The organism is Haliea sp. (genome assembly GCF_040221975.1).
Lineage (GTDB): Bacteria > Pseudomonadota > Gammaproteobacteria > Pseudomonadales > Halieaceae > Haliea.
This window is the reverse complement of record NZ_JAVJWR010000010.1, coordinates 63,016-77,635: the sequence shown is the minus strand read 5'-3', so window position 1 is coordinate 77,635 and position 14,620 is coordinate 63,016. Positions and strand designations below refer to the sequence as shown.

The 14,620-nt window shown below is 60.1% G+C and carries 15 protein-coding genes and 2 pseudogenes; 8 read left to right on the top strand and 9 right to left on the bottom strand.

Translation table 11 applies throughout. From position 1 onward, the window contains the following. Positions 1-15: 15 nt before the first annotated feature. From RLO07_RS03410 to RLO07_RS03380, 7 genes are all read left to right on the top strand, one after another. Positions 16-669, top strand: a complete 654-nt coding sequence (locus tag RLO07_RS03410) for a LysR substrate-binding domain-containing protein (RefSeq protein WP_462290732.1) — start codon at positions 16-18, stop codon at positions 667-669. A gap of 420 nt (positions 670-1,089) precedes the next feature. Then, positions 1,090-1,542: a YHS domain-containing (seleno)protein gene (locus RLO07_RS03405; RefSeq protein WP_462290731.1), complete on the top strand. Its 453-nt coding sequence runs from the start codon at positions 1,090-1,092 to the stop codon at positions 1,540-1,542. 50 nt (positions 1,543-1,592) lie between these two features. Then, positions 1,593-1,889 (top strand): BufA1 family periplasmic bufferin-type metallophore, encoded by a 297-nt coding sequence (locus RLO07_RS03400; RefSeq protein ID WP_462290730.1) that lies wholly within the window; start codon positions 1,593-1,595, stop codon positions 1,887-1,889. 27 nt (positions 1,890-1,916) lie between these two features. Next, entirely contained in the window at positions 1,917-2,786 is an 870-nt protein-coding gene (locus RLO07_RS03395) for an MbnB/TglH/ChrH family RiPP precursor modification enzyme (protein WP_462290729.1), read from the top strand. Further along, complete coding sequence (locus tag RLO07_RS03390) at positions 2,779-3,555, top strand: HvfC/BufC family peptide modification chaperone (RefSeq protein WP_462290728.1); 777 nt, start codon at positions 2,779-2,781, stop codon at positions 3,553-3,555. The genes RLO07_RS03395 and RLO07_RS03390 overlap by 8 nt, the downstream gene beginning before the upstream one ends. A 10-nt stretch (positions 3,556-3,565) precedes the next feature. Continuing rightward, positions 3,566-4,036, top strand: a complete 471-nt coding sequence (locus RLO07_RS03385) for a DoxX family protein (RefSeq protein ID WP_462290727.1) — start codon at positions 3,566-3,568, stop codon at positions 4,034-4,036. An 85-nt stretch (positions 4,037-4,121) separates the two neighbouring features. Beyond that, positions 4,122-4,628: a hypothetical protein gene (locus RLO07_RS03380; RefSeq protein ID WP_462290726.1), complete on the top strand. Its 507-nt coding sequence runs from the start codon at positions 4,122-4,124 to the stop codon at positions 4,626-4,628. 186 nt (positions 4,629-4,814) lie between these two features. On the opposite strand, the pseudogene RLO07_RS03375 reads toward RLO07_RS03380, so the two are convergent. From RLO07_RS03375 to RLO07_RS03365, 3 genes and pseudogenes are all read right to left on the bottom strand, one after another. Next, positions 4,815-6,151 (bottom strand): annotated as a pseudogene (locus RLO07_RS03375) (IS1380 family transposase). Positions 6,152-6,214: 63 nt separating this feature from the next. Further along, positions 6,215-6,688 (bottom strand): annotated as a pseudogene (locus tag RLO07_RS03370) (nuclear transport factor 2 family protein). 50 nt (positions 6,689-6,738) lie between these two features. Next, positions 6,739-7,287: a carboxymuconolactone decarboxylase family protein gene (locus tag RLO07_RS03365; RefSeq protein WP_462290725.1), complete on the bottom strand. Its 549-nt coding sequence runs from the start codon at positions 7,285-7,287 to the stop codon at positions 6,739-6,741. 137 nt (positions 7,288-7,424) lie between these two features. Between RLO07_RS03365 and RLO07_RS03360 the strand changes: the two genes are divergently transcribed. Continuing rightward, complete coding sequence (locus RLO07_RS03360) at positions 7,425-8,315, top strand: LysR family transcriptional regulator (protein ID WP_462290724.1); 891 nt, start codon at positions 7,425-7,427, stop codon at positions 8,313-8,315. Between the two features lie 120 nt (positions 8,316-8,435). Here the strand turns inward: RLO07_RS03360 and RLO07_RS03355 are convergent, their stop codons facing one another. The 6 genes from RLO07_RS03355 to RLO07_RS03330 all read right to left on the bottom strand — a co-directional run bounded on the left by RLO07_RS03355 (position 8,436) and on the right by RLO07_RS03330 (position 14,606). Further along, on the bottom strand, positions 8,436-9,350 hold the full coding sequence (locus RLO07_RS03355; protein WP_462290723.1) for a polyprenyl synthetase family protein: 915 nt from the start codon (positions 9,348-9,350) through the stop codon (positions 8,436-8,438). After that, entirely contained in the window at positions 9,347-9,604 is a 258-nt protein-coding gene (xseB, locus tag RLO07_RS03350; protein ID WP_462290722.1) for an exodeoxyribonuclease VII small subunit, read from the bottom strand. Before xseB ends, RLO07_RS03355 begins: the two co-directional genes overlap by 4 nt. A 344-nt stretch (positions 9,605-9,948) precedes the next feature. Next, positions 9,949-10,908 (bottom strand): Rpn family recombination-promoting nuclease/putative transposase, encoded by a 960-nt coding sequence (locus RLO07_RS03345; protein ID WP_462290721.1) that lies wholly within the window; start codon positions 10,906-10,908, stop codon positions 9,949-9,951. A 203-nt stretch (positions 10,909-11,111) separates the two neighbouring features. Continuing rightward, positions 11,112-11,453: a hypothetical protein gene (locus RLO07_RS03340; RefSeq protein ID WP_462290720.1), complete on the bottom strand. Its 342-nt coding sequence runs from the start codon at positions 11,451-11,453 to the stop codon at positions 11,112-11,114. Position 11,454: 1 nt separating this feature from the next. After that, positions 11,455-12,405, bottom strand: a complete 951-nt coding sequence (locus RLO07_RS03335) for an Lrp/AsnC family transcriptional regulator (protein WP_462290719.1) — start codon at positions 12,403-12,405, stop codon at positions 11,455-11,457. Then, positions 12,402-14,606, bottom strand: a complete 2,205-nt coding sequence (locus RLO07_RS03330) for a TonB-dependent receptor (protein ID WP_462290718.1) — start codon at positions 14,604-14,606, stop codon at positions 12,402-12,404. Before RLO07_RS03330 ends, RLO07_RS03335 begins: the two co-directional genes overlap by 4 nt. Positions 14,607-14,620 lie beyond the last annotated feature (14 nt).

Genomic DNA, 14,620 nt, shown 5'->3' with positions numbered 1-14,620 from the left:
CGCACCACCCGCTATGTGCGCGCCACCGAGGCCGGCCTGTGCTACCTGGATGATGCCCGCCAGATCCTGGCTCGCCTGGAGGCCGCAGATGAGGCGGCCCTGGGCATTAACGCCGACCCACGCGGCCATCTCTCAGTGACTGCACCGGTAATGTTCGGGAGGACATTCGTCATGCCCGGCATCGTCGACTACCTGCAGCGCTACCCGGGTACCGAGTTGGATGCGGTATTTCTGGACCGGGTAATCAACTTGCTGGAAGAAGGCCTGGATGTGGGCGTGCGCATCGGCGAATTACCAGACTCCAGTATTCGCGCGCTGAGGGTGGGCGAAGTGCACATGGTGGTAGTCGCCTCACCGGCCTGCATCGCAGCCCACGGAGCTCCCTCCGACCCCCGGGATCTACACGAGCATACCATTGTGGCCTCCAGCGCCGGCAACTTTGACGCCGCCTGGCGCTTCCATCCTGGTCTGGGAGAGTATCCCCTGCGGCTACAACCCCGACTCAAGGTCACCACCAATGACGCGGCCCTGGCCGCCGCAGTCGAAGGCTTTGGCATTACCCGCCTGGTCTCTTACCAGGCGGTATCGGAGTTGCAATGCGGTCGCTCTCAACTGCGATTGCAAGAATTCGAACCACCCCCCCTTGCCCGTACACATCGTGCATCGTGAAGGTCGCTTTGCTTCTGCCCGCGTGCGAACTTTTATTGACCTGTTGGCCGAACGGTTACGGGGCGAGACTTCACAGCAATGATTTTCCACCGCTGATACCTAGCCGTCATCGCCGATCAGCGCAGCGCGATACCCGTCGGCGTAAATTCATACCTGCCTGTCAACGAAGTAGTGGGGCCAGGATCTGGCACTGCGAACTGACGTTAACGAGGAAGGCCCCGTAGCAGCATTACGTCGGGCCGCACCATTTCATTTCGGGCAATAATCAATTGACAGTTGCACCAATTACCCGGCAGGGCAGGCGCGGTAGATTACTTCCAGGGTGCTGACAGGAGTATTTCTGAGCAGCCCGAACCTGGATGATACTCATCCTCACTTATCAGATGTCTTGTTACATTACCAAATGAGAGGAACCAAACTATGAAATTCAAATCGATTATCGCAACCCTCGCCGGGGTGCTGTTTACCATCAACGCGTTTGCCGCTGACTTCAGCCAGAGTACGCCTGCGGTATGGGGCTACGACGTTGTCTCCTATCACACGAACAAGCGGCCGGTACGCGGTTCTGGTCACTTTGTCGTCTCGCACAATGGCGCGACCTATCTGTTCGCCACCCTGGAGAACAAGAACACGTTTGCAAAAGACCCGGAGAAATATGTGCCCGCCTATAACGGCTACTGCGCATTTGGCGTTGCCAAAGGCAAGAAGTTTGCTGCGGATCCTGAGGTCTGGCGTATCGTCGATGGCAAGCTGTATCTGAACCTGGATACCAGCATACAAGACCTGTGGCTGGCTGATACCGATGGCATGATCGAGACAGCTGACGGTAACTGGAAGAAGATCGAGGACACCGATCCGGCGAAACTTCTTTGATCACGTGCTTGCCCTTCCCGCACATACATCATTTATTGAGGAGTTCTACCATGAAAAACAAAGCGTTGACTACAGCGGCCCTGGCGGCGGTGATAGCTGGTACGCTATCGATGTCGATAGCCCAGCCGTCGTTCGCCGCCGGCAAGGAAAAATGCTATGGCATCTCCAAGGCCGGGCAAAACGACTGTTCAAACCTGGCAGGCACTCACTCCTGTGCAGCCCAGTCCACCGTCGATTTCGATATCGGCGAATACAAAGTGGTGGACGCCGGCACCTGTGAGGCGCTCGGAGGATACTCGAAAGAGAAGGCCCGGGCGCTATTGAAGGCACAGGAAAGCGAGAGCTGACTGGCTCGTCGAACCGGGGCCGGTTGCATGGATAACAAAACTGAAAGCGCAGGACGCAATACGCTCTTCGGAGTCGGCCTGCGCCACCCGCACTACCGCGATGTACTGAACTGCAGCGAAGCAATTGACTTTGTTGAAGTTCATGCAGAGAACTTCTATATGGAAGGCGGTATGGCGCTGGCGCTGCTACAGGAAGTGCGCGCGCAGCTTGAGGTAAGTGTCCATGCGACTAGTCTCGGTCTCGGTACAATGGCGAACGTGCCGGATGCTGAGATTCAAAAACTCAAACGGCTGGTGGATCGCATCGATCCGGTGTTTGTTTCCGACCACGCCGCATTCAGCTGGTCACCTGGCAGCGGACAATTAATGCATGCAGGTGATCTGCTCCCTCTTGCCTATAACCAACAGGTTGTGGCGCAGTTTTCATCGAATGTCGATCGTGTCCAGCAGACTCTGGGACGCAGGCTTCTGATAGAAAACCTGGCCGCTTATATCACCTTGCCGGGCAGCACCATGACGGAGTTCGAATTTCTTCAGACCGTGAGTGAACGCACGGGCTGCGGGCTTCTCGTCGACATCAACAACATCTATGTAAACGCCGTCAACAGCGGCGTATTGAATCCGCTGGCTGAAACAAAAGAGATTATCGATGGCATCGATGCCGCGAAGGTACAACAACTGCACCTGGCGGGAAACACCCCGGCGTCCCCGGGACAACCGCTTATTGATGATCATGGTGGCGCGGTGTCAGCTCCCGTCTGGGAGGCGTATCGTCACACGGTAAACCGAATGGGACCGATTCATACACTGGTCGAATGGGATAACAACATTCCCGACTGGGTCTACCTGTTGCAAGAGGCGCGCAAGGCCAGGCAATACGGTGATCACCATGGATAACGGCTGCCAATCCCGGCTGGACCAGGACGCGCTTATTGGCGCCTTGTTCGCAACCCGCACACCTGCCGGGCTCGATGCTGCCGGCCTTGCAATCTACAGGCGCAACCTGGCAGCGGCAGCTGCCCGGTCCATCTCCATCACATTCCCCACACTGGCTTGCCTGATAGGAGCGGACCGCCTCGCAGCATTCGCTCGCGACTATCTGCTGGCCCGGGGCCGTCAGGTCTTCGACTGGGGTCTGTGGGGCGACGGCTTTGCCGACTGGCTGGAAAACCAGACCATGTCTGACGCTCATCCATACCTTGCGGATTGCGCCCGCCTGGACTGGTGCATTCATCTCGCGGAGCGCGCGGAGGACCCGCGTCCAGACCCGGGCTCCTTCTCTGCGTTGCAGGGGCTCGAGAGCCATGACTATTCGTTTCAGTTTGCGACCGGACTGCATGTTCTCAATTCGATCTACCCGATTGTGGAAATCTACGATGCACACCGCGAAGACCCGGTCAAGCCAAACCTCGGCGCAGCCATTCGCTTGTTGCAGCATGGGCAGGGCCAGGCCGCCCTGGTGTGGCGACAGGGGTTATCCACGAAGGTGCGCGAGGCCGTGCCGGGTGAGCAGGGCTGGTTGCAGTTGGCTTGCCGACCGGGCCTGAAGGTCAGCGACGTTATCGGACAGTCCACGCCAGAGCAGTTGCCACTGGAGCAGTGGCTGAATACATCCATCGAGGAGCAGCTTGTTATCGGGCTGCGCCTCCCATTTTCTACGACATAAGGAGCACGACATGAACACCATCATCTACAGACTCCACAAATTCAACGAGATAGTTGCCTATCCAGCGGAGCCACTACAGAACATCGCCTTGTTGGTTCTGCGCCTGTACGCCAGCTGGATCTTCTTTCCCGCCGGCCTGCAGAAAACGCGGGACTGGGGATCCACGCTGTTTCTGTTTGAGGAGGAGTACCGGGGTCCGCTACTTTCCCCGGAACTGGCGGCGTGGCTGGGCACCTTTGGTGAGCTGGTATTTCCGGTGTTACTGACACTGGGATTGTTGAGCCGGGTGTCCGCCGCGGGTCTGTTCGTGGTCAATGCCGTGGCGGTGATGAGCCTGGAAGTCATTGCGCCGGTAGCCATGGCTGATCACGTACTGTGGGGCGCCGCGTTGCTGGTCATTATCGTCTGGGGACATGGAAAGATCTCCCTGGATTATTTCATGACCCGGTGGCTGGAATGCAGAAGTCCGCGCAATGTGTAGGAGACCGCGGGCGCGATACGGCCGCGTGGGCGGTCAGCGTACAGCTGCAGATCACAGCGTCTTGGTGAACCAGGGAAGTCGTGTCATGGATTACCTGACAGTAGTAGATGTAGAAGCCAGTGGGCTCAGTCCTCTTAGCTACCCGATCGAGGTCGGTATCTATGGCCATCAGATTCAGTACCAGAAACTTATCCTGCCGGTGAAATCCTGGGATCACTGGAGCGCGAAGGCGGAAGCGCTTCACGGTCTTTCACGGGACCACCTGTTTCGCGATGGAGAGCACGTCACGGAGGTGGCGTGTGAGCTCAATGCGCTTCTGCGGGGGACATGCATCTATTCTGACCACGCCGACTGGGACGGGTTCTGGATACAACGGCTGTTTGAGGCCGCCGCGACCAGGCAGCTCTTCAGTGTTGTTGATATCGGGGGTCTGTTTACGGCGGGTGAGATGGCTGACTACACAATTGCCCTCGAAGAGTTGAACCACGGTGCAAGAAGGCGGGCGCACCGCGCACTGGATGATGCCCGTGCGATCCATGAAGCAATGGCCTGTGTGCTCAACAGGCCTGTGGAAGCATATCGGGAAAACTAGAATCTAACCCCAATGTTGCACGAGTGTCTCGGTCAAGGCGATATTGTTGCCGCAGTGATTCCGTAGCGCGTAGTCACGCCGTCATCTGTATATTTTTTCGTCATTTTTTGGGTTTTCGCTTTTTTCAGACACAGCTCCCCCAACCCCCATTGTTTGTCAACGTGCCGGGGCAGCACTCATGGGGAGCTATGTGGTGTTCAGGCGCTGGGCCACGAGACGGAAGAGATCCTGATGGGGGCACGCACTGCTCAGGAGCAGCCGGATTCGACGGGTGTTGCGGATCACTACCGCGCCGATCTTCAGCAGTGTCAGCCGCAGGGTATTGGGGCTTGCGGTGACCAGTCGAGTGTTCTGGAGTGCCCGGCGCCGCAGGCCTTCGAACAGGGTATATGCCAAGCCCGACAGTAACTGCCGTAACTGATTTGGCCACCAGCGGTGACTGGAGGTGCGACCCGCAAATAAATCGAGTTGCTGGTCCTTGATCCGGTTCTCCATGTGGCCGGCGAGGTATCTCCGCGGGCACAGTAGAGTTTGTCATAAAGATATTGATCTCCCTGCTTGAGGTTGGTGACCACGAAACGGGGGTTGGCGCCGAGACGGCTGTGTTCAGCCTTGGCGATCACCCGTCGCGGTTTGTCCCAGCTGAGGGCGCCATAGCCTATCGAGGCGAACAAGCGCTGCTTCTTGCCGGTCAGGTCATACAGCGATTCGGCCATGCTGAGCCACAGGGCTGCCTGAGCTTTAACCCGGGAATTCTTGGCCAGCCCGACGATGTAGCGTACATCGTGCCGCTCACACCAGCGCAGGATCTTCCAGCGGCAGAAGCCGCTGTCGCCGCGGAAGATGATCTCGACCTTCGGCCAGTGGCGGCGCAGTGCCTTGACCAGCAGCGACAGGATCGCCCAGGTATGACGCGCGGGATCGCTGTCGCTCCGGCGCAGGTAGCTCACCAGCAGGTGGCGACCAGAGAAGACATATAGCGGCAGGAAGCAATAGTGATCGTAATAGCCGTGGAAGAAACGTCCCTCCTGGTCGCCATGCAGCGGTGTGTCCGTGGCGTCAAAGTCCAGGATCAGTCGGCGAGGCGGCTTGTCGTGGGCTTTGACGAACTGCTCGAACAACACCTCGTGGATGGCAACAGCGGTTTGGCGACCGGTGCGGTGTTCCAGCCGGCACAGGGTCGAAGGGCTGGCCAATGTTTCGACTCGTGAGGTCGCGGTTTGCAGTACCAGATCGTTGCGCAGGTCATGGTGATCGTTCAGGTCTTCATAGCCCAGCGCCAGCGCATAGACCCGTTGCCGCAACAGTTCCAGCAGTGAGTGATCGCAGCTGGCCTGCCGGCGACTATCCCCGATCACTTTGGCCACTGCCTGGGTCAACCCCATCTGCCGATCGACCTGCGACAGCAGCGGGATACCGCCGTTGCTGGTGATGGCACCGCCGCTGAAATCGGCTTCAACTTTACGACGCTTAATGGATGGAAATTCGAGGGAAGTCTGGTAGCATTCTGTCACGGCGGAAATCTCTTTTGAATCAATGGTCGCACACTGATTTTTAAGGAGTTTCCGCCGTTTTTCTACCCCTGCTTATGAAATATTCGGGCTAAGTGCCGTGAGCCCGGGATGATCATCCGGCCTGCGGCCCTGGAGCCAGTGGAACTGGCGATCGCTCTCGGCGATACTATGTTCGTTGATGCTCGCGATACGCCGACGCATGAGCCCATTGCCTGCAAACTCCCAATTTTCGTTGCCGTATGCGCGATACCAATTGCTTGAGTCGTCCCTGAACTCATAGGCAAACCGCACTGCGATCCGATTACCCTGGTAGGCTCAGAGCTCCTTGATCAATCGATATTCCAGTTCCCGGGCCCATTTTCGAGTGAGAAAGGAACGGATGGCGTCGCGACCGGTAATGAACTCGGCGCGGTTTCGCCAGATGCTGTTCTCGGCATATGCCAGCGCTACCGTTTCGGGGTCGCGGCTGTTCCATCCGTCCTCCGCGAGACGGACCTTCTGCATCGCTGTTTGCTCGTTAAAAGGGGGTAGTGGTGGTTTGCTCATGGTGGTCTCCGGTGATTGCCTGAACATGGGGGAATGGGGGGCGAACCCGGCTATACGCCGAGTTCGTTCACTGCCGGAAAATCGATCTCCGTAGCCAGTGCCTCATTGATGTAGTTGGTCAGTGTGTTGAGTGCCACGTGGCCGATGATCTCGACAATTTCGGCCGCGCTGAACCCGGCGGCGAGAACCTTGTCTATATCCTCCTTGTTCATCGTTCCGCGCTGCCTGCATAACCGAACTGCAAATTCAACGGCGATTGCGGCTTTTTCATCGCCCGACGTACCGTGGCGATTGGCCTGAATCTCCGCTTCCGTCAACTTAGCCACGTTTGAACCGAGATAGCTGTGTGCTGCGAGACAATAGTTGCAACCGTTGACCTCGGCCACGGCCAGGGCAATGCGCTCCCGGGTAGGTGGATCCAGCAGGCCACTGGCCAGTGCCGAGTTGAGCCCCACGTAGCCCTCTAGGGTAGCCGGGCTGTTACCGATAATGCGGAACAAATTGGGGACAGAACCCAGGGCCTGCTTGATACTTGTGAGAGGCCCCTGCGATTCGACCGGTGAGTCTTCTATGGATATGGGTGTTGGTATGTGTGACATGCTAATCTCCTTTGTTGGTGTCAGCGGTACCCATTCTGGACCAAACTCTTGATCAGATAACTGGGGCGAACAACAATTGGCTATTGCTGTACATGCAATAGTGCGGGCCGGCTGAAATCCAGACACGGGAGAAACAGATGGATAAGTTGGAAGCAATGCGGGTATTCGTGGCCGTCGTGGAGGAAGGCAGTTTCGTTGAGGCCAGTCGCGTTCTGGAGTTGTCTGCGCCGGCGGTAACGCGCTCAGTGGCGCGCCTGGAAACTGCGCTGGGTATTCCCCTTTTTCACCGATCAACCCGACATGTTCGCCTTACTGATTCGGGCCAGCGCTATTACACCGATACGAAATCTATACTGGAACAGGTGGAGGAGGCCGAGGCCGCGATTACCGGAAGTTATTCTGAACCCAGTGGCCTTCTCTCGATTACCGCGCCCGTGCTTTTTGGCCAGCGATATATCGTGTCCATCATTGCCGACTACGTTAAGGAGCACCCAAAGGTCTCGGTAAGTTCCCTATTCCAGGATCGTATCGTCAATCTCCTGGAAGAAAACCTCGACGTCGCAATCCGCATCGGTGACCTTGCGGACTCCGGTTTGTTCGCCACCAAGGTGGGTGACGTGCGGCGCGTGGTTTGTGCATCGCCTGCCTATCTAAAGGCACGGGGGGGTCCGCAGTCGCCGGAAGAGCTGAGTCAGCACGAGATCATCCAGTCCACCACGGTGGAGCCGTTGACCACCTGGGTATTCGGCGACAAGAAAGTACGGATTTCACCGCGCTATCAGTGCAACCAGAATGCAGCCGCAGTCAGTGCGGCGGTAATGGGCGCTGGTCTAACCCGGCTTATGTCCTACCAGGTCGCCGACGAACTGAACTCGGGAAAGCTGGTCCTGGTGCTGGAGGACTTCGAGCCGGCCTCCATACCCGTCAGCGTGGTGTATCTCGAAGGACGAAGGGCCAATGCGAAGATACGCTCATTTGTAGATCTCGCCATAGAACAGTTGCGTAATAACCCCTTGTTACATCGCTAAAAAATCGAGTTGACGTTTGGCATCAAAAATAAGGCGGTGGTAAGTGGTGGGTAAAGTGAAAAGAGGCCCCTAAGGGCCTTTACACCCTATATAGATGGCGGAGAGCGAGGGATTCGAACCCTAGACCCTCCGATTTACCACAACCCGCGCCAGTCCCCGCAGCATCTCCGCCGATTCCCCGAAGACTTCCAGCGCCTCCAGGGCGCCGTCCAGCAGGTGCTCGGCGGTCTCCCGGGCGCCGGCGAGGCCGAGCAGGCTGACGTAGGTGGTTTTGTTGGCTAGCGCGTCCTTGCCGCCGGTCTTGCCGAGGGTGGCTGTGCTGCCTTCCACATCGAGAATGTCGTCTACCACCTGGAAGGCCAGGCCGACATGGTCGCCATAGTCTTCCAGCGCCGCCTGCTGGCTGGGGGAGGCGCCGACGGCGATCGCGCCGAGGCTGAGCGCGGCGCGGATCAGGGCGCCGGTCTTGAGAGCGTGCATGGCCTGCAGTTGGTCCAGGTGTAGCGCGTGACCGGTGCTGGTGATGTCCACGAACTGTCCCCCGACCATACCCCCCAGCCCGGCGGCCCGGGCCAGGGCCTTGATCATGGTGACTTTTTGCCCCGCCGAAAGACCGGGCGCATCCGCGAGCAGCTCGAACGCCCGCGCCTGCAGGCCGTCGCCCACCAGAATGGCAGTGGCCTCGTCGAAGGCCCTGTGCAGGGTGGGGCGGCCCCGGCGCAGGTCATCGTCGTCCATCGCCGGGAGGTCGTCGTGGATCAGGGAGTAGGTGTGAATCAGCTCCAGCGCGCAGGCGGGATGGTCGAGTGCTTCGTCCAGGTCGGCCCCGGCACCGACGGCCTGGGCCGCTGCATACAGCAGGCAGGGCCGGATGCGCTTGCCGCTGGACTCCAGGGCATAGCGCACCGCGGGCTCGAAGCCGGCGAGGCCCGGTGGTGCCTGCCCGGGCCGCGCGCCGAGGCCGCCGTGGGCCAGCAGACTGGCCTCACAGCGCGCGCGGCATTGCGCCATGAACTCCGCAAGGACGTCGCTCACTCGCCTTCTTTCGCCTCGGCGCCCGGATCCTCAACAGGCTGGGCCACCGGCTTGCCGTCCTTCTCCAGCAGCAATTGCACCTTTTGCTCCGCTTCCTGTAGCGATTGCTGGGCCTGACGAATGAGCTGTACCCCTTGCTCGAAGTCCTGGAGGGACTGTTCGAGGGTGGTGTCCGAGTCTTCCAGGCGAGCGGTCAGGGCCTCGAGCTGGACGAGGGTGTCGGCGAAGGTGGGGGTGGCGGGCTTCTTGGGCATGGTGTCTCAATGAGTTGAATCGGGTGTGGCTACTATAGCAGGGAGTGCCACTTTTGGGGGCGGGAATGGCGCCGAGCCGGCACAGCGGCATTGGAAAACATGGTCGTTCTTCGGGGCCCGCAGTGTGACCATGGCGCCCTCCATGGCAGCCCGCGAGAGTTGCTGTTGCTATCTGCGGTCCACCCACCATAGTGCGTGTCGGTACTCATGTGGGGCCTATGGCCGAATTTGACGCAACGGACGCTGCCGTGAGGCTGACCCCAAGGCCGCGGCGTCGTTTTATAGCTTCTCTCTTCAATTTATGGCGTTCTATATAACCGAAAAACGACTCCGCGGAGACGCATTTACCCCGCAGGCCCAAACAACTCGTCGAGACTTCCCGCCACCAGAATCTCATCCGTCCAGGCTTTGAGTTCCTCAGCGGAGGCGGCTAGCAGACGCTCGGACACCGCAGACGGAAGTGCGCCGAAGCGGCGGGTCAGCTGACGGGACAAGGTGTCTCGCAGAGCTAGCACACGGCCACTCTCCAGCCCTTGCTCCAGACCCTGCTCCAGACCCTGCTCCATTCCCTCCCGCCGCGCTGCGCCAATAGAATGGTTCCAATTCCAGAGGCCGCGCGCCCGAGCCTCGGCCAGGCGCTGGGCTTCCTCATCGGCGCTGAGCTGCCGGATGCTGCCCATCGCTTTCTTGACGGGCTCGTGGGTTACCTTCGCCATGACGGCATCCTCCTGCCAGTGTTCGAAGAAGCTGATCCAGTCGCCACCGGGGGTCGGCATGGCGTCTAACCGGTCAGCTTTCTTCAGTTCGACAATGTTCAATTGTAGTTCGTTTCCCACCGCCACGTCAGGCTGTCGATGGTCGCGCATTTGGAAGCGCCAGGCGGCCTGAGCGCGCTGCGCCGGTGTGGCGGTAAATAGGTCGAAATCGAGGAGGTGAATACCGATGGCGCTGCCCACTGCCTGGTAGGCCTCGCCGGCATCAAGTTGCCGGGCGAGCAGGCGGGCCAGATAAAACAGACTGCGCGCGCTCCAGTCGAGCTGCCGCTGTACCTGCATCTCAATATTGTACTGGTGGCCATCGGTACACCTGGCGAGCACATCCAGCACGATACCCTTGCCGCTCAGCTCCGACGCCTCAATGGTGGGATTGAGAATCTCCACCGAAGCCACCTGCGGTAAATCCGGCCGCAAGTCGTTGATCAACGCAACGGTGAGGTCCGCATCCCCGGCAAACAGGCGCTTGAAGACATAGTCGTTTTTCGGGTCCAGCAGAGTGACCATGGCGCCCTCCGTGGCAGCCAGCAAGCATTACTTCCTACGGCTCATTAACGCTGGCACACGATAGCGAAACTGGCAAACCTATGGCCGAATTTGATGTAACAGAAGCTTACGGGAGGCTGATCCTCAGGGAACATCGTGCTTTATATCTTCCCCCTTAGTTTTTGGCACCTGTTATAACCGAAAAACGACTCCGCGGAGACGCGTAGCCTCCTCTCGGCAGAAAGGAACTAGCCGGCAGCCATGGATTGCAGGAGCGGGATCACCACCGCCAGGGTGATGATGCTGAGCAGGACCGTGTGGCCAGACAGACTTTTCTCCACACCCGAGAGTCGGTCCTCGACCCGATCCAGGCGCCCGTCGATCTGCTCGAAACGGCGGTCGACCTGATCAAATCGCTGGTCGACCTGCCGAAACCTCTGGTCAACATGTGCCATGGTCAGATCAAAGTGTTCTTTGGTTACCAGCGATTCAACCTGTTGCGTAACCATAAGCGTCATGCCCCTGGCGATGGCCTCCGCCTGCTGGCGGGAAAGCCCCGCGGATTCGAGATCACGGGAATAGGCTAGCACATCAAAGAATAAACCCCAGCTCCGACTGGTGGGTGATCTGGTGCAGGCAGTGCGAGGGCGCGGTGCTCTTCACGCCGTCGATGGGCACAATCCGCTCGTGCAGCAACTGGGTCAGTTGCTCCAGCTCGGTGACGTTGAGAGTGCAGATCAGGTCGTGGCGGCCCAGGGTGGTGGCAACGAAGCTCACTTCCGGAATCCCGGACAGGGCCTGGCAGACCGTGCGACCACTGCCGCCGTGGACGTCAATGCCGACGAAGGCCGCGTTCATTGGCCCGCCCGGGTGTAGCTGCAGGTAGGCAAAGCTGATCTGCTTCTCCTGCTGCATGCGCCGGATGCGATTGCGCACCGCCGATTCCGATACGCCGATTTCGGCGGCGACCGCGCGATTGCTCTTGCGGGCGTTCTGGCGCAGGCTGGCGACGATCCTGTGGTCCAGCGCGTCCAGCAGCTTGCGCTGCTCCGGCGTGTCGGTGGCGGAGTGGGGCTGGTAGCCGCGCCGGAACTTCCACACATCCAGGGCCAGCGCTGGTGCCAGCCGGGCCACCCCCGGCAGTGCGGGCAGAGTCTCGGTGAGGAAAGTGCTCGACGCTTCCCGCGAGGCCAGCGCCGCCACCAGCTCAATGTCGTAGCGCCCCAGCACCACGTTGACGGTAAGCGCCGCGGGTAGCTCCGCAATGCGCCCCGCGACTTCAAAGGGTGAGTAGTGCTCGACATTGATGCCAACCAGCAGCAGGTACTGGTAGCCCGCCGCGTACAGGTCCACCAGCGGTGCCAGGCCTATCACTCCCTGGTCCAGCAGCCGGTCAATGCGGCGGCGGACCGTGACCGGCGTGGCATCCACGCTCCCGGCGATGTCCTGGGTGGAGCGCCGCAGATCCCCGTCCAGGGCCGCCATGATGGCTGCATCCAGGGCGTCGGGCTGGTAGGTTGTGGCTCGCGGCGCCGCTTTCACAGGCGCAGGGTCAGGCTCAGTTCCACCGTGCGCGGCCGGTTGTAGCTGCCCTCGAAATAGCCGAAGAAGCCGCTGCCATCGAAGCCCGAGTTGAGCACCCGTTTGTCGCCCAGATTCGTGCCGATCAGTGCCAGCTCCCAATTGTCGCTCGGTGCGCTGTAGATCAGCCCGGCGCCGAGCAGGGTGTGGCCGGGCACCTCCAGCGTGGCACTGTTGACCGCGTTGAGGAAGTAGCTGTCGCTGTAGCGCATATCACCGCGCAGCAGCAGCTCGCCGCGGTCGCCCAGGTTCCAACGGTAGTCCAGGCCAAGGTTGAAGGTCCATTCCGGCGTGTGCTTGAGTTCAGTGTCGGTAAAGTCGCCGGTCACATCCACCCAGCCATCGGAATCGTCGTTGAGGTAGCCCAGCCCGGCCTGGATCCGCCAGCTGTCCGTCGGCAGCCAGGTGGCCTCCAGTTCCGCGCCTTCGATGCTGGCCTCGGAGGCATTTTCTACCGCCACCGACCCGGCCCGGGTAATCAGGACCTGGATATCCTCGTAATCGTTGTAGAACATCGCGCCGTTCAGGCGCAGGGTGCGGTCCAGCAGGTCCGCCTTGATGCCGACCTCGTAGCCTGTGAGGATCTCCGGTTCGTATTCCTGCAGGTCCGCGGCGCTGCCAAAGGCTCGGCCGTTGTAGCCGCCGCTGCGGAAGCCGCGGCTGACGTGGGCGAAGGCCATGACATCGTCACTGAACTGCCAGGACAGACCCGCCTTGGGCGAGGTATTGGACCAGTCCTGTGAGCAGTCAAACCAGGCCGTGGGCTCATCGAAGGCGCAGCTCGCGACGGGCTGGCCCGGAATGAAGAACACGTGCGGCACCCCGAAATCAAGGTTGCTGATCTGCTGGGTAAAGTCCTTTTCCTCCTGCGTATAGCGGATACCCGCAAACAGATCCAGCTGGTCCGAGAGCGCATAGCTGGCATGGGCATAGACGGCGTAGCTGGTGGTCTTCTGCCGGTTGTCGAAGGACACCGACGTACCCAGGCCCTGGATGATGATCAGGTCCGTGTCGTCCTGGGTGTCTTCCTCGAAATAGTACAATCCGCCGACCCACTCCAGTGCGCCCCGGGTGCCGACCAGCTGCAATTCCTGGCTGAACTGCTCATGGTCCTGATCGTGGATGTCGCCATTGTAGTTCACCAGGCTGTTGTCGCCATCGCGGCCGAACAGGGCATCGACTTCCCGGTAGCCGGTGATGGACTTCAGCTCCAGGGCATCGCTGAGCTGCCAGGTGTTGGTCCAGTTTACCCCCATCCCCTCGACATCATCGTTGGGCAGCGGCCCGCCTGCACCGGAGCGATCGATATCGGCATTCGGCGTGCAGCAGGGGTTGTCCGGGTTCAGCAGGTTCCACAGGTCGCCGAAGGTGGTGCCGTCCTGCCACGTCAGCATCACGTTGGGATAGCCGGTCTGGTCCTGCTCGTGCCAGTCCACGGACAGGGTGGATTCGAAGCTGGCGCTGGGCGTCCAGTTCAGGATCACCCGGGCGGTGGCCAGGTCCACGTCCCCCGCATCCGCCCCCGGGCGTTTTTGCCAGCCATCGGCCTTGCGCTGGAGGTAGGAAGCGCTTACTGACAATGTATCGCTGATAGCAGTCTGGCCATACAGGGAAACGCCGCGGAGATCCCGGGAGCCTGCGGTCAGCTTCACCTCTGCCCCGGTATCGCCCGTGGGCTTGCGGGTGATCACGCTGATGGCCCCTCCAATGCTGTTCTTGCCGAACAGCGTACCCTGGGGCCCGCGCAACACTTCAATGCGCTCCACGTCCGACAGCTCCAGGTTGGCGCCGAAGGCCCGCGACAGGTAGATACCGTCCAGGTACAGGCCCACCGCCGGGTCCGTCGTGAGGATGAAGTCGAATTCCCCCACCCCGCGCAGAAAGGCATTCACGGTCGAACTGCCACCACCGGTGCCGACGGTGAAGTTGAGGTTGGGTGTCTGGCGCTCGATCGCCGTAAGCTGGTTGATGCCGGCCTGGGCCAGGGATTCCCCGGTCAGGGCAGTAATGGAGACAGGCGTGCTCTGCAGGCTTTCCGCGCGCTTTCGGGCGGTCACGACAACCTCCTCCAGGGTCGCGGCGAGGCCGGGTAACGGCAGGGTGGCTGCTGGCAGGGCGGTGGTCAAGGCGGCTATGGTGGCAAACAGGCGCTTTCTGTGCATGGCGGATCTCCCCC

Excerpts from the sequence above, each read along its gene's own strand:
- RLO07_RS03365 (WP_462290725.1), bottom strand. The coding sequence starts at position 7,287 with ATGTCACACATACCAACACCCATATCCATAGAAGACTCACCGGTCGAA.
- RLO07_RS03380 (WP_462290726.1), top strand. The coding sequence starts at position 4,122 with ATGGATTACCTGACAGTAGTAGATGTAGAAGCCAGTGGGCTCAGTCCT.
- RLO07_RS03400 (WP_462290730.1), top strand. The coding sequence starts at position 1,593 with ATGAAAAACAAAGCGTTGACTACAGCGGCCCTGGCGGCGGTGATAGCT.
- xseB (WP_462290722.1), bottom strand. The coding sequence starts at position 9,604 with ATGCCCAAGAAGCCCGCCACCCCCACCTTCGCCGACACCCTCGTCCAG.
- RLO07_RS03390 (WP_462290728.1), top strand. The coding sequence starts at position 2,779 with ATGGATAACGGCTGCCAATCCCGGCTGGACCAGGACGCGCTTATTGGC.
- RLO07_RS03405 (WP_462290731.1), top strand. The coding sequence starts at position 1,090 with ATGAAATTCAAATCGATTATCGCAACCCTCGCCGGGGTGCTGTTTACC.
- RLO07_RS03385 (WP_462290727.1), top strand. The coding sequence starts at position 3,566 with ATGAACACCATCATCTACAGACTCCACAAATTCAACGAGATAGTTGCC.
- RLO07_RS03395 (WP_462290729.1), top strand. The coding sequence starts at position 1,917 with ATGGATAACAAAACTGAAAGCGCAGGACGCAATACGCTCTTCGGAGTC.
- RLO07_RS03360 (WP_462290724.1), top strand. The coding sequence starts at position 7,425 with ATGGATAAGTTGGAAGCAATGCGGGTATTCGTGGCCGTCGTGGAGGAA.
- RLO07_RS03330 (WP_462290718.1), bottom strand. The coding sequence starts at position 14,606 with ATGCACAGAAAGCGCCTGTTTGCCACCATAGCCGCCTTGACCACCGCC.